The sequence below is a fragment of the Sphingomonas sp. Leaf37 genome, from assembly GCF_920939475.1.
Lineage (GTDB): Bacteria > Pseudomonadota > Alphaproteobacteria > Sphingomonadales > Sphingomonadaceae > Sphingomonas.
On the sequence record NZ_CAKLAX010000003.1, the window covers coordinates 210,760 to 229,307 of the forward strand.

An 18,548-nucleotide genomic window follows, 5' to 3' on the forward strand; every position below is an offset into this window, starting at 1 on the left:
CGGTTCGGCGCAAGTGGCGGGAGTGCTTGGTGGCAGACACGACGCAGCGCCTGACGCAGATGGCGATCGACGTTGGCGACGAGCAGGTCGTCCTCGAACGGATTCAAAGTCACGAGAGTATCGGGATGCCGTTTGCGGTGCGGGCTGACATCATTTCACCACTGGAAATCGACCTACAGCCTCATCTCGGAAAACCGGCCTCGCTCAGTGTGTTGGAGGATGGCGAATTACTCCGCCACTTTCACGGGCTGGTCACCGCGGGCGAATATACGAAGGAATCGCAGGCCGGGCATCATTACCGTCTGTCGATCCAGCCGTGGACCTTCTACCTCGACCAGAACCGTCAGATGGCGATCTATCAGGACAAGACGGTCGTGCAGATCATCAAGCAGGTGATCGAGGGCGCCGGCATCCAGGACGTCGACTATACCCGGCTGGTCCTGCCCCGCGTGCCGCGCGGCTACACGGTGCAATATCGCGAGAGCGACTTCGCCTTCATCTCGCGACTGATGGAAGAGGAAGGCATCTATTACTTCTTCCGCCACGACGCCGATCGCCACGTCATGGTGCTGTGCGAAGGCCCCGCGTCGCACCAGCCGGGCAAGCCCGCGCTGCTGAAATACAATGCCAACAGCGTTTCGGTCTTCACCACCGATTCGAAGTCGCGCTTCGGATCGCAGGGCGATTTCCTGCAAACCTGGGTGGAACGCGTCGCCTCCACCGGCGAAGCCCGCGTCACCACCCGCGATTTCGACTTCGAATCGCCCGACCAGCCGCTGACCGCGGAAGCCGCAAGCGAAGGCGCGCATCCACGCGACGACCGCGAGATCTTCGTCTACCCGGGCCGCTACACGCGCGAGAAGACGGGGCGCGGCGATCAGGAGAGCACCGGACGCGAACGGGGCCAGGCGCTGCTCGACGCGCAGCGCGCCGGTCGCCGCACCTTTTCCGGCACCTCGCAGTCCGCGGGCCTCACCACCGGTTATCGCGTCGACGTCACCGATCACCCGGCCGGGCGAATGAACGCATCCTATCTCATCACCGGCACCCACCATTCGATCGCGGCGGAAAGCTATCGTTCGGGCCAGCAGGACGACGAAGACGCCTTCAACGTCAAGTTCGACGCGATCCCCGCCGACACCGTCTTCCGTCCCCGCCCCGCGACGCCGCGTCCGCGCGTGCAGGGGCTGGAGTCGGCGATCGTCACCGGTCCGCCGGGCGAGACGATCTATACGGACGAATACGGCCGGGTGAAGGTCCGCTTCCACTGGGACCGCGCCGATACCCCGGGCGAGCGCGCGACCTGCTGGATCCGCGTGTCGCAGACCGGCGGCCTCGGCAACGTCATCCTGCCGCGCGTCGGCCACGAGGTGCTGGTCGATTTCCTCGACGGCGATCCCGACCGCCCGCTGATCGTCGGCCGCGTGTTCAACAAGGCACACATGCCGGTCTACGACCTGCCGGCCAACAAGACGCGTGCGGTGTGGCGCACCCTGACCTACGGCGCGTCCGGCAGCTACCCGCAGGCCGAAGCGCTAGACAGCGGCGCCAACCGCACCTCGAACGAGATCCGGTTCGAGGACAAGGGCGGGCAGGAAGAGATGTTCATCCACGCCGAGCGGGACATGAACAGCCGCGTCCGCTTCGACGAGAGCCGCCACGTCGGCCATAACCAGCAGCGCCGCGTCGGCCTCGATCGCAGCACCAACATCGGCCAGGACGACACGAAGACGATCGGCCGCGACCGCACGACGCACGTGATCGGCAAGGACGGCCTGCTCGTCGACGGTACGCTCAGCATCGAATCGAAGACATCGATCACGCTGCGGGTCGGCAGTTCCGTCGTCGTGATCGGCCCGACCGGGATCGTCATCCAGTCGCCGCACGTGGAGGTGCAGGCGGGCGCCGAGGCGATCATCAACGCCGGTGCGCAGACGCGGATCAACGGGTCGGCGACGCTGTTGCTCAACGGCGGCACGACGCAGATCAACCCGGACGGCCTCGGCGCCGGCGCCTTCGGCAGCAGCATGGCGCTCGGCCCCGCCGCGGGCGAAGGTTGACCGGATGACTGATGCATGGACGGCAGTGCGGCTGACCGAGGCGCGGCAGGTCGCTGCGCTGATGGGGGTCGACCGCGACGACCAGCCGGCGCACGATGTCGCGGCCCGCCAGCATTTCGACGCCCTGCGCAGCAGCGGGCAACGGTCCGCCGCACTCGATTATCTGGGTCACGCCCTTCCCCGGCTCGAGGCGATCGCCTGGGCCGCGCGCATCGTCGGCGATGCCGCCGCGGCGGAACCACCATCGTCGCGCGCACGCCACGCGCTGGACGTGGCGTTGCGCTGGCTGGAGGAGCCGAGCGAGGCGCATCGTCGCGCGGCCGGTGAGGCTGCGGAGGCTATCAGCCGCCCCGTCGCCGAACGGCTGCTGGCCTCGGCCATATTCTATTCGGGCGGGTCGATTGCTGCCGTAGGCGCGGCGCCGATCGTGCCGCCGGAACACGTCGCCGCACGCTATGCCGTCGGTGCGATCCGTGCGGTTGCGCACCGCGGCGGCGACTCCGCCGCGGCGATCGAGCGCGCCTTGACGCTGGGCGAGCGAATCGCGGAGCGCGGCCTGGCGGCGCTCGACCGATGACGCTTACCCTCGCCATCGAAGGGGGCCGACGCCTCGACAACGGATCGCCGTCCGAACTCGTCCTGCACCGCCGGGGCGCGATCGTCGGCCGGGCGACAACCTGCGACTGGGCGCTGCCCGATCCCACCCGCCATGTCTCGTCACGGCATTTCGAGGTGCGGTTCGATGGCGGGGACTATGTCCTGATCGATTGCAGCACCAACGGCACGATGCTCGCGGGCACCGGCGAACGGCTCGGCGCGCCGCACCGGATCGCCGACGGCGACCGCTTTCAGGTTGGCGGCTATGTCATCGCCGCCCGGCTGACGGGTGCCGCCCAGCCCCCCGCCGAGCCATCCGCCGCCGCAGCTCCGGTCTGGCGGGGATGGGACGACGGCCTGCCCGCCCCCTCTCCCGCGCCGGCGACGAGCGGGTGGGATGCGCCACCGCCGCAGGCACCCGGCGGATCGGCGTCGGCGGGCTGGGTGCCGCAGGTCGGTCCATCGCTTGCCCGCCCCGACGGGCATCGCGCCGCCGCCGGCTGGGAGGGTAGCGATCGGGACGGGCGGCCGGCGCAATCCGTGGCGGCGCCGCGTGGCGGCGGCTGGCGCCCCGATGCCGCTGCGGCGCTGCCGCCGGTCGCCTCCGCCTGGGAAGCGGCGACCCCGCCCCCGCCGCCCGCGTCGGCATGGTCGAGTGCGGCCCCGGCGCAGCCCGCTGCGGTGTCGCCGGACGACCTGTGGGGGCGTATCGCCGAGGGCAATGTCGTCGACTGGGCGCGCGGCGGCTTCGGCCAGCCGGTCGAGCCGGCGCGAGATCCGCTCGGGCTTTCGCCACCACCGGGCAGCGCGGCGCTGCCGGTCGAGCGTCCGCCAGTCCCCCAACCCGCACCGGCGCCCCTTATTGCCAACGGTGCGGCAGATGCGTTCGCGCGGGCGGCGGGACTCGATCCGGCGCAATCGGAAGGCGAACAATGGTTGCCACGCGCGGGCAGCCTGTTCCGGCGACTGATCGCCGGGCTGGTGGTGATGGTCGAGGCGCGTGCCCGCGCCAAGGCTCAGCTAGGGGCGGAGGCGACCGCGTTCAGTCCCGGCGGGCACAATCCACTGAAATTCGCCCGCACGCCGGACGAGGCAGTGGCGATGCTGCTGGGTCCGCCGCAGACCGGCTTCATGCCGGCGGAGCAGGCGATCGAAGACGCATTCCAGGATCTTCAGTCACATCAGGTTGCGACGCTGCGGGCGATGCAGGGCGCCCTGCGAACGACGCTGGAGCGTTTCTCTCCCACTGCGATCCGTGCGCGCGCCAATGCCGGGGGCATGATCGAACGGATCCTTCCCGCGGCACGCGATGCCGCCCTTTGGCAAGCATATGAACGTGAGTTCGGCGGGGTCGCTCAAGGCTCCGACGAGGCATTCCTCGATATGTTCGCCAAGGAATTCCGCGAAGCCTATAACGAACAATCCCGCCGGACGCGGCGCTGAACCTGGAGCAGGACGAACCGTGGCCAGCCACACCGATATCGCCGTAACCGCGCTGCGCCCGTCCGGCTGGGTCGACAAGACGATGATCGTCTATGCCGCGCCCGCCGACCCGGCGAAGACGATCGCCCCCAACATGGTCGTCGCCCGCGATGCGCTGGGCGCCAGCGAGACGTTCCGCGAATATTGCAACCGGCAGATCGACGGGTTCCGCGCCACCCTGCCCCACTTTCACCGTGAGGAGGAGGGACCGGGGCAGGTGCATGGCCATGACGCGTTCCAGATCCTGTTCAACTGGACGTCCGGCGCGGGGACGTTGCGGCAGCGCGTGTTTTTCATCTCGGCAGGTCATGGCGTCGTCGTCACCTTCACCGCTACCGCTGCGCTGGATGATTTCGCGGATCAGGAAGGCGTGTTCCAGCAGGGACTGGCAGGTCTGACGATCGGCCGGGTTTCGTAGCGGCAGCCCGGCGTGACCGATCTGCCCGCCGCGCGCGTCGGAGACGCCATCGCGCACAGCAACGCCGGGACCGGCATGCTGCTCGGCGTGCTTGCGGGCGTGGCGGTCGGTGCGGTGCTGGTCGCCGCGACCGTTGCGACGGGCGGGCTGGCGTTGGTCGCCGCCGCCGGTGCCGCGGCGGGCGCGGTATCGGCGGGCGGGCTCGGCGGCATGTACATCGGCGAGGCGTCGATGGGGCCGGCGTGCGGCACATTCGTAACCGGATCGCCCAACGTCTTCGTCAATTCGAAGCCCGCGACCTTCACCGCGGGATCGTTCGCCTCGTGCAGCAAGGACAGCGGCCCGATCCCCCTTGCCACCGGATCGGCATCGGTCATCATCAATTCCGGATATGCCGGTCGCCGGGACGAGACGCTGGGATGCAGCGCGAAATCGGTGCCGACGGTGTCGCCCAACGTCTTCATCGGCGGACCGAGCGCGCAGGACCCGCGCGTCTCCATTCAGCCGGAAGTGCCCGGCTGGGCCGTGACGGCGTTGCAGGTGCTGGGCGTCGCCGGCGCGATCGCCGCCCTGCCCTTCGCGATCGCCACCGTCGGGGTGGCGGCGACGATCGGCGGCGGGCTGCTCGGCTTCGCCGGTGCGCTGGGCGGTGGCGCCGGCGGCCGTGCGCTCGGCGAGGCGCTGGGGCTATCCGAAGCGGGCACGCGCGCGCTGGAAACGGCGGGCGGGTTCCTCGGCGGCATGGTGGGCGGCGCGGCGGGGGTGCGTGGCGGTCAGGCAGCGTCCGCCCGATATCAGGCGGCGGTCGTGGCATCGCGCCGGGCGACGGCACAGTCGTTCTACGCCGAGCAAAACTGGCCCCAGGCACGGATCGACTCGCATCTCAAAGGCATCGACTTCTCGAAACCCGTTCGTGTCGGCTCCATCCCCGCGAATTCGACCATGGGACAATGGCAGGTTCCCAATGGCCCCAAGGGCAATTATTTCGCTCCCGTCAGCGAAACGCCCGGACGATTGGGTATATCACCGGTAGGGCATGATCCCGCCGTCGGTGCCGTATCGAAGGTGCAGACGACCTATACCAACCCTGGTCCCGTTCGCGCCCTGCAGTCGCACGCCGCGAATATCGACGACAACTGGTCCAGTCCCTATGCCACCGCAGTCACTCCGGGCGGCGGCACGCAATACTTCGTTCCGGACCCAGGTTCCTTTCATTGAGGCCATGATGGATAGCTCGTTCGACGCCGCGGTTCAGATTACAGACAATCGTCTGCAAAGTTTTCCCGACAGCCATTTGTTCTTGTACGCCCAAAAGGAGCTGAACAGGATCAACTCGTTCTGGGATGATCACAAATATTTCGACATGCCATTTTACGACAGCATAAACATCGGCGTCATGTGCGCGCGCGAGCTGGAAGCGGTAGATCCGGAATATTGCGATATCATTTATAACGCCCTCGAGGATATACGGCTGAAGGCATCCCGGCACGCATAGCGTCGTCCTGACAAGGTGATGCGACAGCTGTCTTCGGGACATCAGACAGTCGCTCGTTCGTGATCCCGACACGATCGATCGAACCCCGTCACGCAGACCGGTGGAACAGGGCAGCCATCGCCTTCCGCGGGTTGACCGGATGAGCAGCGAGGTCGACGCAGGGCGAATGGACGATCCGAGGGCCGTGACGCTGTCTTTGCTCGCGCGCCGCGCATCGGGTGCGACGATCTGCCCGAGCGAGGTGGCGCGCGTGATCGCGCCGGACTGGCGCGGCGCGATGCCCGCAGTCCACGCCGCGATCGACGCGCTGGTTGGCGAAGGGCTGGTGCGGCTGAGCTGGAAAGGACGATCGCTGGCGACACGATCGGGACCCTACCGGATCGGCCGTCGCCACGAGGATTGACGCCAGGCCCTCTCCCACGGCCCCCGCCACTGCGCTATCGCATGGCGATGGCGAGGAAGAAGCGCTACCTGACCGCGACGATGGCCGATGGCTATGTGAAGACGATCGGCCCCACCGCGGCGCCGTTCACGCATTATTGGCGCATCGTCGCGCATCTTCACGACGGTAAAACCGAAGTATTCTGGGGCCATGCCACGTCCGTGAAGGATGCTGTCGGCAAGGAGGCACTGACGGCACAGGCGGCGAAACGCCACGGGTGGAAGCGCTTCGATTTCGAAGTCGTCGGGCTCACCGAACATTGACCTCTTTCACCCCACGGACAGGTTGAAACAGCCGTCCGCTATCCCTTGGCTGCCGCGGCTGCGAGTTCCTCCAAGTCGAGGTCGTGTTCGAGGTCGTGCAGCGTCTCGTCATCGATACAGCCGGTGCGATGCAGGCGGACGAGCTCGGCACGGCCGGCGGCGACCGCGTCGATGATGACGTTGAAATGGCTGGCTATCGCCGCGTGGCGCTCCTCCGCGGTGCCCTCGAACGCATCCGCTGCCGTTGCGCGGGTCCGGTAACGTCGCAACAGCTGCGGGTGGATGACGGTGCCATCGGCCGCCACCGCCTCTCGCTCCACGACGGCGAGCTGCGCGCGGAACAGCATCGTCTCGGCGGCGTGAAGGTCGAGCTGCGGTCGCGTGCTGTCATCTTCGGGCGGCTTCAGCCAGCGGATGACCCAGCCGAGCGAGGTGCCCTGCACCAGCACGGTGACGAGGATCACGACGAAGGCGGTGACGAGCATCAGGTCTCGCGCCGGCATCGGCTCGGGCAGCGAGAGCGCGACCGCCAGCGTCACGACGCCGCGCATCCCGGCCCAGCTCATCACCACCGCCGCCCGCGGTCCAAGCGGTTGCTGTCGCGTCCATCCGATGCGACGAACCGCGGCGACACCGGCATCGACGCCGAAGATCCAGAGGAATCGCGCGACGACGACCGCGATGACGATGAGCAGTACGGGCTGCGCCATCGTGTCCACCACCATGCCGAGCCCGCCGACCCGGTCCAGCAGGCCGCGTAACGACAGGCCGATCAGCAGGAAGACGGCGGCTTCGAGCAGGAACACCAACACCTGCCAGAACGCCAGCGCGCGGATGCGTACGCGCGCGTTGAAGACGACGTGCTGATACCAGCCGCAGGTCAGGCCCGCCGTGACGACCGCGATGACGCCGGAAACGTGCAGCAGCTCGCCCGCGATATAGGCGCTCCAGCAGACCAGCACGGTCGCCGCGATCATCAGCGTGTCGTCGCCGAGCCGACGAAGCAGGACCACCCACAACCCGCCGATGGCCGCGCCCACTGCGATACCGCCTGCCACCAGCAGGAAGAAGGTTCCCGTCGCCGCACCCAGATGAAAGCTGCCGGTCAGCACTGCCGCCACCGCAAAGCGGAACAGGACCAGCCCGGCGGCGTCGTTCAACAGGCTTTCACCTTCGAGCAGCGTGGTCAGCCGACGCGGCAGCCTGACCCGCTGCAACACGGCGCGCGCCGATACGGCGTCGGGCGGCGACAGGATTGCACCCAGCGCGACGCAGGCAGCCCAGGGCAATTGGGGCATCAGCAGCCTGGTCACGATCGCCACGACCGCCGTGGTGAAGAAGACCGCGCCGACCGCCAGCGACAGAATGCCGGCCATGTGCCGGCGGAACGGCGCGATGGCGGTGAACCACGCACCGTCCATCAACAGAGGCGGAAGAAAAAGAACAAGGACCAGTTCCGGATCGATCGCGATACCCTGCACGCCCGGTACGAAGGCCACCGCGCACCCGCCGACGATCAGCGCGGCTGCGGGCGGCAGCGACAGGCGACGGGCCAGATAATGGAGCCCCAGCACCACCAGGAACATACCGATGATCAGCTCGAAATTTGCTGCTGGATGCACGAAGCCGCCCTTTTCCCGCTCGTCCGACGTGCTGTGCAATCCGTCACCGACATCGTCAACGGAAGGGCCGAGCAAACCGGACGGCCCGGCGCACGTTCCTGCTCCCGACGCCGGATGCCCGGTCATATCCGAAAAAGACCGTTCCTACCGCCGTTCAGGCATCCGCACGTGCTGCCGCAACCTCTCGTTCGGCCTGGACGAAGCCATAGCCCGGAACGATCTCGCCCGAACGATCGACGATCTCGGACCACCGCGAGACGACCTGCTCACCGGCATCGGCAGCATGACCGACGTAGCGACCGTGGGTCAGCGTCACGTTGGCCGTGGCCACATGGCCCGCACCGGCGCACACGACCATCCGCGTCGGCGCATCGTCCGCGACCAGCGCCAGCAGGGCGGGTGAGACGCGATCCGGCGCCAGCATCGTCAGGCTCTCCGCATCAAGCACACCCTCGGTCATCTGCGTCGCGGCAGTGGGCGCGAGGCAATTGACGCGGATGTCGTATTTCTCGCCCTCGATGGCCAGCGTTTGCATCAGGCCGACCAGCGCCATCTTGGCCGCGCCGTAATTGGCCTGGCCGAAGTTGCCGTACAGGCCGGACGAGGAGGTCGTCATGACGATCCGGCCGAAGCGTTGCGCGCGCATCGCCTCCCACACCGCCTTGGTGCAGATCGCCGCGCCGATCAGGTGAACGTCGACGACGGTACGGAAGTCGGCGATCGTCATCTTGGCGAAGCTCTTGTCGCGCAGGATGCCGGCGTTGTTGACGAGGATATCGACGCGGCCCCAGGCGGCGAGTACGGCTTCGACCATCGCACCGACCGCCGCCTCGTCGGTCACCGATCCGGCGACGGCGGTCGCGGTGCCGCCGTGCGCCGCGATCTCATGAGCGACCCGCTCGGCGGCGTCCGCCGACACATCGTTCACGGCCACCCGCACGCCGCGGCCCGCCAAATACAGCGCGTGCGCCCGCCCGAGGCCGCCGCCTGCCCCGGTGATGATCGCGGTCCTGCCTTCCAACGCCAATGTCACTCTCCTGCTTTCGTTGGCTTCCATCATACGGAACCGAACGTCGAGCACAATATTCATTCATACGTGAGTGTGCATTGACACACCCGGTGAGGTGCAGCATCCTCCGCGCATAAGCCACGATACAGTGGGAGAGGTGATGACGGTCCTGAGCAGCGTGGCGGCACCCGATCCGCTTGTCGACGCGTATCCTATGCGAAGACCGTCGCGACATCCCGGCATCGTGCTGGCGATGCTGACCTTCGTCTACGTCCTCAATTTCCTCGACCGGCAGCTGCTCGGCATTCTCGCCAAGCCGATCCAGGATTCGCTGCATATCACCGATGGCCAGTTGGGGCTGATCGGCGGGCTGTATTTCGCGATGTTCTATTGCTTCATCGCGATTCCGGTCAGCTGGCTGGCGGACCGGACCAGCCGGGTCGGCGTGCTGACGCTCGCCTGCGCGATCTGGAGCGCAGCGACGATCGCCTGCGGCATGGCGCGCACTTATCCGCAACTGGTGGTCGCGCGCATGGTGGTCGGGTTCGGCGAGGCGGGCGGCGTGCCGCCGTCCTATGCGCTGATCACCGACACGTTCGCGCCGGGGCGGCGCGGCGTCGCGTTCGGCATCTACAATCTGGGGCCGCCGATCGGTGCGGCGCTGGGCATCGCGCTGGGCGCGACGATCGCGACGCTGTTCGACTGGCGCGATGCGTTCGTTGCGATCGGGCTGGTCGGCATCGTCGCGGCGGTCGCGCTGCCGTTCGTGGTGCCGGAGCCGGCGCGCGGGGCGGCCGATCCGGGTGCCGCGACGCGTCTGGACAAGGCACCGTTCTGGGCGACGCTGCGCGCGTTCTTCGCCAATCCCGTCATGACGCTCGCCGCATTCGGCAGCGGTGCCACCCAATTCGTCACCTATGGCCTCGGCAATTTCGCGGTGCTGTTCCTGATCCGCGAAAAGGGCATGACCCTGCCCGAGATCGCGCTGTGGTATGCGCTGGCGATCGTGATCGGCATGGGCGGCGGCATGATCGCGTCCGGGCGTATCATCGACCGGTTCAGCCGCGGATCGCGCCGGGTGTTCGCGATTGCACCCGCCGTATCGCTGGCGGTATCGATGCCCTTCTACATCGCGTTCGTCTGGGCGCCGACGTGGCCGCTGGCCCTCGCGCTGCTGACGGTCGTGATGTTCTTCAACTACTTCTACCTGTCATGCTCGGTGACGCTGGTGCAGGAAGAGGCGGCACCCAACCAGCGCGTGCTGGCCGGCGCGCTGCTGCTGCTGGTGATGAACTTCATCGGCCTGGGCCTCGGCCCGACATGGGTCGGCGCGGCCAGCGACCATTTCGCGGCGGGCGGCGCGACCAATCCGCTGCAACTGGCGCTCTACACCCTCACCCCTTTCTACGTCATCGCGATCGGCCTGTTCCTGTGGCTGGCGCGCACGCTACACCGTCAGGAGTCCCGGATATGAAGATCATGCTGACCGCGCTGGCGCTGGCGAGCGCCGCACCGGTGTTCGCGCAAGGACCGGTCGTCACCGCCCCCGCCGGCACCATGAGCGGCACGAACGACGGAACGCTGCGGGTGTTCAAGGGCATACCCTATGCCACGCCACCGGTCGGCGAGTTGCGCTGGAAAGCGCCGGTGCCGCAGCCGCGCTGGACCGGCACGCGCGCCGCGACCGACTTCGGCCCGGCCTGCGTCCAGCCGCAGGCGCCCAATGCGACGGTGTATTCGGGCATGCCGATGCCGGTGAGCGAGGATTGCCTGACGCTCAACGTCTGGGCTCCCGCCGATGCGAAGAACGCGCCGGTGATGGTGTGGATTCACGGCGGTGCGCTGAACACCGGATCGAGCCGCGAGCCGATGTACGATGGCCGCAAGCTCGCCGAGCGCGGCATCATCGTCGTGTCGATCAACTATCGGCTGGGCGTGCTCGGCTGGCTGGCGCATCCGTGGCTGAGCGGCGAGGCGCAGGGCGTGTCGGGCAATTACGGGCTGCTCGATCAAATCGCGGCGCTGCAATGGGTGCGCACCAACATTGCGGCGTTCGGCGGCGATGCGCGCAACGTCACGATCGCGGGCGAATCCGCGGGCGGGTTGAGCGCGCTGTACCTGATGACGTCGCCGGCGGCGCGGGGGCTGTTCGCCAAGGCGATCGCGCAGAGTTCGTACATGATCTCGATGCCCGAACTCAGGAAGCCGGTGTTCGGGATGCCGGCGTTGGAGGCGGGAGGCGCGGTGCTGACCGGGGCGCTGAAGACGCCGGACCTCGCCAGCCTGCGGGCGCTGGATGCGCAGACGCTGACCGACACCGCGGCGAAGCTGGGGTTCGCGCCGTTCGGTGTGGTCGATGGCGCGGTGCTGCCGCAACAGATGGTCGACGCGTTCGATCGGGGGAAGCAGGCACCGGTGCCGGTCCTCGCCGGCTTCAACCAGGGCGAGATACGGTCGCTGCGCATGCTGGCGCCGAAGCCGCCTACGGATGCTGCGGCGTATGAGGCGGCGATCCGGGCTAAATACGGCGATCTGTCCGATGCGTTTTTGCGCCAGTATCCGGCGGCGGGTTATGGGGAGAGCATCCTCGCCGCGACCCGCGACGCGCTGTATGGATGGACGGCGGAGCGGCTGGTCCGCAAGCAGGCGGCGCTCGGCAAGCAGGCCTATCTCTACATGTTCGATCACGGTTACCCGGCGATGGATCAGGCGGACCTGCACGCCTTCCACGCCAGCGAACTGCCCTATGTGTTCGGTACGTTGACCGCGACGCCGCCGCGCTGGCCGAAGATCCCGGCGGCGGCGGGCGAGCAGGCGTTGTCTGATGCGATGCTGGATTACTGGGCGAGCTTCGTGCGCGACGGGCGGCCGGTCGCGAAGGCCGCGGCGCCGTGGGCGGCCTATGACGCGAAGCGCAGCTACATGCATTTCGCGGCGATGCCGGCGGCGAAGCGCGACCTGTTGCCGGGCATGTTCGCGCTCAACGAGCGGGTGATGTGCCGGCGGCGGGCGACGGGGACGATCGGATGGAACTGGAACGTCGGGCTCGCCGCACCGGCGATGCCGCCGGCTGTTGCGGGATGCGAGTAAGGGGCCGCGTCACCCGGTAACATCTCGATCATTGCTCCCCTCCCTGGAAGGGAGGGGCTGGGGGTGGGTTGGCCAGCGAGGAATCGGATCGGTGTCCCATGTACCGACCCACCCCCGACCCCTCCCTTCCAGGGAGGGGAGAAAAGGGTGTCCGGCCGGGGTGCCGGATCGGCTTTACCCCTCCCGCGCCTCGCAGGTCGCGATGATGCCCGCCGCCATAAATCGCGCCATCCGCGCCTTGATCGCCGCGAAATCCTCCGACCGGCACAGCCCCCCCGACAATTTGTCGATCCGCCCGGTCCGCCCCAGCGACAGCATCAGGCCACCGGTGACGAAGTGATAGCCCCAGAACAGGTCCTCCTCCGCGCACCCCGGCAGCGCCTGCTTGAGGATCTGGATCAGCCGCAGCACGACCGCATCGAAATGCGTGTCCATCAGGTCCGCACCCCATTCGGCGGTGTTGCTCATCTGCGCGCCGAGCATGCCGAAATTGCGCCAGCCGATATCGCCGTTGCCGTACAGGTCGAGGTCCGCGTCGAGATAGGCATGGAGCGCACCCTCCACCGTCGGCTTACCCGCCGCCTCGCGTTCATAGGCGTCCAGCGTCGCCAGCCGGCGTTCGATCGTCACCGGCGCACGGCGGGCGATGACCGCGTCGAACAGCTCCTTCTTGTCCTTGAAATAATAATGCAGCAGCGATTGATGGACGCCGACCTGCTGCGCGACCTCCTTCAGCGTCACGCCGTACAGGCCGCGCTGGGCGAACAGCGCCTCCGCCGCGTCGAATATCTGCTCCATCGTCGCCGCGCGCTGGTCGGCCTTTTTCGTCGGGCGGCGTTCGGGGCGGGTGGTTGCGTCGGTCATGTCGATTCCACCCATGGCCTCAGCCGTGCTCGGCCCGCAAGCGCATCTTGTCGATCTTGCCGGTCAACGCCAGCGGCATCGTCGGTACGCGCACGATCGCGTCGGGCAGCCACCAGCTGGCGATCCTGCCGCGGAGGGCGTCGAGCAACGTCTCGTCGGACAGCCCCGCGCCCTGCCGTTCCTCGACGACCAGCACCGGGCGTTCGCCCCAGCGCGGATGGGCGCGGCCGACGACGGCGACCAGCGCGACCTCCGGCAGCGCGCCGACGATCGCCTCGATCTCGCCGGGGTTGATCCATTCGCCGCCCGATTTGATCAGGTCCTTCGAACGGCCGGTGATCGACAGGTTGCCGGCGGCATCGATCCGCGCGAGGTCGCCGGTGTCGAACCAGCCCTCCGCATCGGTCGCAGGCTCGTCCTGCCCGAAATAGCGTTCGACCGCGCTCGCGCCCTTCACCCACAACCGCCCCTCGCCCGCGCGCTGGTCGGGCAGCGGCACGCCCGCGGCGTCGGTGAGGCGCAGGTCGACGCCCATCGGCGGCTTGCCCGACTTGGCGGAGATGCGGACGCTGGCGTTGGCCGGGGTCACGGTGCCGACCGGCGACAATTCGGTCATGCCCCAACTGGTCTGGATGGTTACGCCCAATCGCGCCTCCAGCCGGTCCATCAGCGCCTGCGGCACCGACGATCCACCGAGCAGGACACGTGCAAGCGACGGCACCTCGCCGCCGGTCTGCTCCAGATGATCGACCAGCCCGAGCCATACGGTGGCGACACCGGCCGCGACGGTCACGCGCTCATCGTTGATCAGCCGGGCGAGGCTGGCGCCGTCCTGATTGCGGCCGGGCAGGACCAGCTTCGCGCCCGCCGCGGGACCGGCGAAGGCGAAGCCCCAGCCGTTGGCGTGGAACATCGGCACCGCGACCAGCACCGCATCGCGGGCGGTGATGCCGACGACGTCGGCGGCGAGCAGGTGGGCGGTGTGCAGGTAGTTGGACCGGTGCGTATAGGTGACGCCCTTGGGCGCGCCGGTGGTGCCGGAGGTGAAGCACAGGCCGGCGGGCGCGTTCTCGTCGAACCCGCCCCAGGGCATAGATGTGCCGTGCTGGCCGAGCAGGTCCTCCATCCGCCAGATGCGGACGCGCTCCGATGCCGGCGCGGGTTGTGCCGCGCCGGGCTCGTCGAACAGTATGACATGCTCGATCCCCGGACAGCGCTCCAGCAAATCCTCGACCAGCGACGCGAGGCCCGGACTGACCGCCAGCACGCGATTGCCCGCCTGATGGATCATCGCGGCGAGATGCGCGGGCGCAAGGCGCGGGTTGAGCGTGTGGCAGACGATCCCCGTTCCCATCGCGCCATACCAGCATTCCATATGCGCCTGGCTGTTCCACGCCAGCGTGGCGAGATTGTCGCCGGCCTTCAGCCCCAGCGCGGCGAAGGCTCCCGACAGGCGGTTCGCCCGTTCGCGCAAGGCGGCATATCCGATCCGTTCGCTGCCGCCCCCATCAGCGCCGCCGCCGCCGGTCACGACCTCGGTCGCGCCATGCCATCTGGCGGCATGGTCGATGAACTTGTCGAGCGTCAGCGCATAGGGCTGCATCGATCCGGGGGTCATGACGGGTCTTTCGAGGAGGGACCGGGCAGCATCGGACTGGCGGACGCGACCGGTGAGGGCCGCGCCCGCCCGGCATCAGAACTTCGTGCTGACGCGCACGCCATATTGGCGCGGTGCCGCCGCCAGACGGCGGATGCCATTGAGTGCGCCGATATAATGCTGGTCGGTCAGGTTGGTGCTGAAGCCGGCGAGCGACCATGTGCCGTTGTCGAGCGTCAGCTGCGCGTTCACGATATTGCGCGCCTTGAGGAAGTCGCCGAGCTGCGGCGTCTGGAACAGCGTGCCCCACACCGAGCCAATATGCGCGTAGTCGAGGCGCGGGGTCAGCGTGAAGCCGTCGGCGAGCGGGATGGCATATTGCGCACCGGCGCTGAGCGTGAACGTCGGCGCATAGGGCTGGCGACGCCCGCCGAGGTTGATGCAGCCCGATGCCGACGCGGGGCCGGTGACGGGATCGCAGGTGCCCGTCGTGCCCTTGCGCGGATCGCGGGCGAAGAACTCGCCGAGCTCGGACCTGGAGATCGAGGTCGAAAAGTCGAACAGGAACTGTCCGAACGAGCCTTGCGCCGATGCCTCGAAGCCATACAGCTTGGTGGTGTTCGGCACGTTGAAGATCGACGTGAAGTTCGGCGTCGCCGGATCGACGATCAGCACCTGGAACTTGCGATAGCTGTTGTAATAGCCGCCGACCTGCGTGCGCAGGTGGCCGTCGAGCATCGTCCCCTTCCAGCCCAGTTCGTAATCGGTAACCTTTTCCGGCACGAAGCCGCGCGGCGTGGTGCCGAACAAGTTTGCGCCGTTGAGGCCGCCGGCCTTGGTCCCCGTTGCGACGAAGGCATAGAGGAAGTTGTTGGCGTCGACGGTCCAGTTCAACGCCAGCTTGGCATCGACGTTCTTGTCGGCGTTGAAATCATGCTGGACCAGCACCGTCTTGAACGTCGGCAGCGCGCCGAGGAACAGCTCGATCGGGTAATTGACGTCGTTGCGCGAGGTGGTACGCGACCAGCGCCCGCCGAGCGTCACCTGCAATGCGTCGGTCAGCTTGTAGCCGATCTGACCGAAGGCGGCGGTGGCGGTATGCGGGTTGGTCCCCTCGATCCGCAGCGAGCGGACGACGCCGGTCGCCGCGAGCGAGACATAGCCGTTGCCGACCGGGAATTCGTATTTGTCGAACTGGTAGAAGCCGCCGATCAGCCAGGTGAACCGCCCGGTGTCGGGGGAGATGATGTTCACCTCCTGCGACCAGACATGCTCGTTGGCGAAATCCTGAAAGGTGTTGCTGGCGGCGGCGGTGCCGTCGGCGTCGATCGTCTCCTGCAACGTGCCCTTCTGGAAGGCGCTGATCGACCGGATCATCAGCCCGCTGTCGAAGGTGTAGCTGAGGTTGGCGGAAATCCGGCCGAACTCGTCCTGCCCCGACAGGAAGGTGTTGCTGGACACGGTGAACGGATCGCTGGTGTTGAGGATCGGCGCGGCGGCGCTGCCGAAATAGGCCGGGCTGTTCGGATAGCCGCCGACGTCGATCTTGTTGTAATCGCCCTTGATCAGCAGGCGCAGGTGGCTGTCGGGCTGCCACAACAGGCTGGCACGGCCGCTGATCGAATTGAGGTTGCCGGGGTTGCCCGTCCACGGACCCGTGACGGTGAAGAAGGTGTCGCGCTTTTCGAGGTTGCCGGCGAGGCGGATCGCGAGCGTGTCGCTGAGCGGCAGGTTGATCGCACCCTGCGCCTTCACCTGGTTGTAATTGCCGTATTGCGCGGTGGCGAAGCCCTTCACCTTGTCCAGCGTCGGGTTGGTCTCGGTGATGAACACCGCACCACCGGTCGCGTTGCCGCCGGCGAACGTCCCCTGCGGCCCGCGCAGGACCTCGACCGACTGGATGTCGTAATAGGGCTCGCTCTGGAAATAGCCGGGGAAGACCGGCACGCCGTCGCGATAGGTGACGACGCCGACGCCGACCGAGCTGCTGATCTCGGACTTGCCGATGCCGCGGATGTTGAAGCTGTTCGCCTGGCCCGAGGTGTTGACGGTGAGCGACGGCGTCGAGAACTGGAGCTGTTCGACGGTGTTGACGCTCTTGCGGATCAAATCCTCGCCGGTCAGCACCGATGCCGCGACGCCGGTGCGCTGCAGGCTGGTCGATCGGCGTTCGGCGGTGATGACGATGTCCGCACCCCGATCGGCGTCGCCCGGGACGGCAGCGGGATCGGTCGCGTCGACCGGGTTCTGCGACGACTGCGGTGCCTTCTGGGCGGCGGTGGCGGGGGCTTCGGCGGGGCCGACCTGGGCATGGGCGGCCGTGGTCATCATGGCGATCACCGACGCCGACAGCAGGAACGTGCGCATCAATCATCCTCTCTGAATGTCGCGCTCTGTGGCGCGTCGATCATCAGATTGGCATCGGTTCGACGCCGCTGTCAACTTTCATTCAATCGCTAGTGAGGGTTTCTTAGATACCACGTCGGTATCGGTAGCCGGGGTTACCTGCCGCGACGGAGAGAATTATGACCTAGGCAATCTGCACCGGCTCAAGATCGCGGAGGTCGGGCATCGCCGGAGACAGCACGGCACCCAAACGTCCGTATGATAGCGGCGACGCGGTGGATGCACGACATGTGACGGGTCGGACGGCGATCTCCCGTCCGCCCGGATGGAGGACAGCATGGCTTACGTAACGACCGCAGATGGCGTCGAAATCTTCTACAAGGATTGGGGACCGAAGGACGCGCAACCCGTCGTCTTCCATCACGGTTGGCCGCTGTCGTCCGACGATTGGGACGCACAGATGCTGTTCTTCCTCGCCAACGGCTATCGCGTCGTCGCGCACGATCGCCGCGGTCATGGCCGCTCGGCGCAGGTCGGCACCGGCCATGACATGGATCATTATGCCGCGGACGCATCGGCCGTGGCGGAGTATCTCGACCTCCGGAACGCGGTCCACATCGGCCATTCCACGGGCGGCGGCGAAGTGGCCCGGTACGTGGCGAAGTTCGGCCAGCCGCAGGGCCGGGTCGCCAAGGCGGTACTGGTCAGTGCCGTGCCGCCGCTGATGGTGAAGAGCGAGGCAAATCCGGACGGTACGCCGATCGCCGTGTTCGACGGCTTCCGGCAGGCGTTGGCCGCCAATCGCGCCCAATTCTTCCTCGATGTGGCGTCCGGCCCCTTCTACGGCTTCAACCGCGACGGTGCGACAGTGTCCGACGGGGTCGTCCGCAACTGGTGGCGTCAGGGCATGATGGGTGGCGCGAATGCGCATTACGAGGGCATCAAGGCGTTTTCGGAAACCGACCAGACCGAGGATCTGAAGGCGATCACCGTGCCAACGCTGGTCCTGCAGGGCGATGACGACCAGATCGTCCCCTACAAGGATGCCTCGCTGCTTCAGGCGAAGCTGCTGCCGCATGCGACGCTGAAAGTATATGAAGGCTTCCCGCACGGCATGCTGACCACCCATGCGGACGTCATCAATCCGGATCTCCTGGCGTTCGTACGCGGCTGATCGTCGCATCAGCCTGGTCGGGGGGCGGACGGGTTCCGCCCCCCTTGTCGTTGCGCCGTGATCCGCAGCCTGAGGCGCTGTCGTCGACA

The 18,548-nt window shown here is 67.4% G+C and carries 16 protein-coding genes; 11 read left to right on the plus strand and 5 right to left on the minus strand.

Going from position 1 to position 18,548, the window contains the following annotated elements; genetic code table 11:
* Positions 1–29 precede the first annotated feature (29 nt).
* The 8 genes from LRA87_RS10660 to LRA87_RS10695 all read left to right on the plus strand — a co-directional run bounded on the left by LRA87_RS10660 (position 30) and on the right by LRA87_RS10695 (position 6,757).
* Complete coding sequence (locus LRA87_RS10660; protein WP_230631437.1) at positions 30–2,060, plus strand: type VI secretion system Vgr family protein; 2,031 nt, start codon at positions 30–32, stop codon at positions 2,058–2,060.
* Between the two features lie 4 nt (positions 2,061–2,064).
* Positions 2,065–2,637, plus strand: a complete 573-nt coding sequence (locus tag LRA87_RS10665; protein WP_230631438.1) for a DUF6931 family protein — start codon at positions 2,065–2,067, stop codon at positions 2,635–2,637.
* Positions 2,634–4,100, plus strand: coding sequence for a type VI secretion system-associated FHA domain protein TagH (gene tagH, locus LRA87_RS10670; protein ID WP_230631439.1), 1,467 nt, complete (start codon positions 2,634–2,636; stop codon positions 4,098–4,100). The genes LRA87_RS10665 and tagH overlap by 4 nt, the downstream gene beginning before the upstream one ends.
* Before the next feature lie 19 nt (positions 4,101–4,119).
* Complete coding sequence (locus LRA87_RS10675) at positions 4,120–4,557, plus strand: DcrB-related protein (protein WP_230631440.1); 438 nt, start codon at positions 4,120–4,122, stop codon at positions 4,555–4,557.
* A 12-nt stretch (positions 4,558–4,569) separates the two neighbouring features.
* Entirely contained in the window at positions 4,570–5,775 is a 1,206-nt protein-coding gene (locus LRA87_RS10680) for a polymorphic toxin type 46 domain-containing protein (RefSeq protein ID WP_230631441.1), read from the plus strand.
* Between the two features lie 4 nt (positions 5,776–5,779).
* Positions 5,780–6,052, plus strand: coding sequence for an immunity protein Tsi6 family protein (locus tag LRA87_RS10685; protein ID WP_230631442.1), 273 nt, complete (start codon positions 5,780–5,782; stop codon positions 6,050–6,052).
* Between the two features lie 184 nt (positions 6,053–6,236).
* The gene (locus LRA87_RS10690; RefSeq protein ID WP_443024869.1) at positions 6,237–6,455 is read left to right on the plus strand and encodes a DUF3253 domain-containing protein; all 219 of its coding nucleotides are present in this window, start codon (positions 6,237–6,239) and stop codon (positions 6,453–6,455) included.
* A 47-nt stretch (positions 6,456–6,502) separates the two neighbouring features.
* Positions 6,503–6,757: a hypothetical protein gene (locus LRA87_RS10695; protein ID WP_230631444.1), complete on the plus strand. Its 255-nt coding sequence runs from the start codon at positions 6,503–6,505 to the stop codon at positions 6,755–6,757.
* Between the two features lie 38 nt (positions 6,758–6,795).
* On the opposite strand, the gene LRA87_RS10700 is transcribed toward LRA87_RS10695, so the two are convergent.
* Positions 6,796–8,379 carry a Na+/H+ antiporter gene (locus tag LRA87_RS10700; protein ID WP_230631445.1) on the minus strand — a complete coding sequence of 528 codons (1,584 nt, stop codon included), beginning with the start codon at positions 8,377–8,379 and terminating at the stop codon, positions 6,796–6,798.
* A 154-nt stretch (positions 8,380–8,533) separates the two neighbouring features.
* Positions 8,534–9,412, minus strand: a complete 879-nt coding sequence (locus tag LRA87_RS10705; protein WP_230631446.1) for an SDR family NAD(P)-dependent oxidoreductase — start codon at positions 9,410–9,412, stop codon at positions 8,534–8,536.
* Between the two features lie 136 nt (positions 9,413–9,548).
* On the opposite strand from LRA87_RS10705, the gene LRA87_RS10710 reads away from it, so the two are divergent.
* Together LRA87_RS10710 and LRA87_RS10715 are read left to right on the plus strand one after the other, a co-directional pair.
* Positions 9,549–10,862, plus strand: coding sequence for a spinster family MFS transporter (locus tag LRA87_RS10710; RefSeq protein ID WP_230631447.1), 1,314 nt, complete (start codon positions 9,549–9,551; stop codon positions 10,860–10,862).
* Positions 10,859–12,478, plus strand: coding sequence for a carboxylesterase/lipase family protein (locus LRA87_RS10715; RefSeq protein WP_230631448.1), 1,620 nt, complete (start codon positions 10,859–10,861; stop codon positions 12,476–12,478). The genes LRA87_RS10710 and LRA87_RS10715 overlap by 4 nt, the downstream gene beginning before the upstream one ends.
* A gap of 174 nt (positions 12,479–12,652) precedes the next feature.
* Here the strand turns inward: LRA87_RS10715 and LRA87_RS10720 are convergent, their stop codons facing one another.
* The 3 genes from LRA87_RS10720 to LRA87_RS10730 all read right to left on the minus strand — a co-directional run bounded on the left by LRA87_RS10720 (position 12,653) and on the right by LRA87_RS10730 (position 17,306).
* On the minus strand, positions 12,653–13,342 hold the full coding sequence (locus LRA87_RS10720) for a TetR/AcrR family transcriptional regulator (RefSeq protein ID WP_230631449.1): 690 nt from the start codon (positions 13,340–13,342) through the stop codon (positions 12,653–12,655).
* A gap of 19 nt (positions 13,343–13,361) precedes the next feature.
* The gene (locus tag LRA87_RS10725; protein WP_230631450.1) at positions 13,362–14,960 is read right to left on the minus strand and encodes an AMP-binding protein; all 1,599 of its coding nucleotides are present in this window, start codon (positions 14,958–14,960) and stop codon (positions 13,362–13,364) included.
* 75 nt (positions 14,961–15,035) lie between these two features.
* The gene (locus LRA87_RS10730; RefSeq protein WP_230631451.1) at positions 15,036–17,306 is read right to left on the minus strand and encodes a TonB-dependent receptor; all 2,271 of its coding nucleotides are present in this window, start codon (positions 17,304–17,306) and stop codon (positions 15,036–15,038) included.
* A 316-nt stretch (positions 17,307–17,622) separates the two neighbouring features.
* Between LRA87_RS10730 and LRA87_RS10735 the strand changes: the two genes are divergently transcribed.
* Positions 17,623–18,459, plus strand: coding sequence for an alpha/beta fold hydrolase (locus LRA87_RS10735; protein ID WP_230631452.1), 837 nt, complete (start codon positions 17,623–17,625; stop codon positions 18,457–18,459).
* The last annotated feature ends 89 nt before the right edge of the window (positions 18,460–18,548 follow it).

What these genes read in the sequence shown, in the direction of transcription:
- LRA87_RS10730 (WP_230631451.1), bottom strand. Translation starts at nt 17,306, where the DNA reads ATGCGCACGTTCCTGCTGTCGGCGTCGGTGATCGCCATGATGACCACG.
- LRA87_RS10710 (WP_230631447.1), top strand. Translation starts at nt 9,549, where the DNA reads ATGACGGTCCTGAGCAGCGTGGCGGCACCCGATCCGCTTGTCGACGCG.
- LRA87_RS10665 (WP_230631438.1), top strand. Translation starts at nt 2,065, where the DNA reads ATGACTGATGCATGGACGGCAGTGCGGCTGACCGAGGCGCGGCAGGTC.
- LRA87_RS10685 (WP_230631442.1), top strand. Translation starts at nt 5,780, where the DNA reads ATGATGGATAGCTCGTTCGACGCCGCGGTTCAGATTACAGACAATCGT.
- tagH (WP_230631439.1), top strand. Translation starts at nt 2,634, where the DNA reads ATGACGCTTACCCTCGCCATCGAAGGGGGCCGACGCCTCGACAACGGA.
- LRA87_RS10725 (WP_230631450.1), bottom strand. Translation starts at nt 14,960, where the DNA reads ATGACCCCCGGATCGATGCAGCCCTATGCGCTGACGCTCGACAAGTTC.
- LRA87_RS10735 (WP_230631452.1), top strand. Translation starts at nt 17,623, where the DNA reads ATGGCTTACGTAACGACCGCAGATGGCGTCGAAATCTTCTACAAGGAT.
- LRA87_RS10720 (WP_230631449.1), bottom strand. Translation starts at nt 13,342, where the DNA reads ATGACCGACGCAACCACCCGCCCCGAACGCCGCCCGACGAAAAAGGCC.
- LRA87_RS10715 (WP_230631448.1), top strand. Translation starts at nt 10,859, where the DNA reads ATGAAGATCATGCTGACCGCGCTGGCGCTGGCGAGCGCCGCACCGGTG.
- LRA87_RS10695 (WP_230631444.1), top strand. Translation starts at nt 6,503, where the DNA reads ATGGCGAGGAAGAAGCGCTACCTGACCGCGACGATGGCCGATGGCTAT.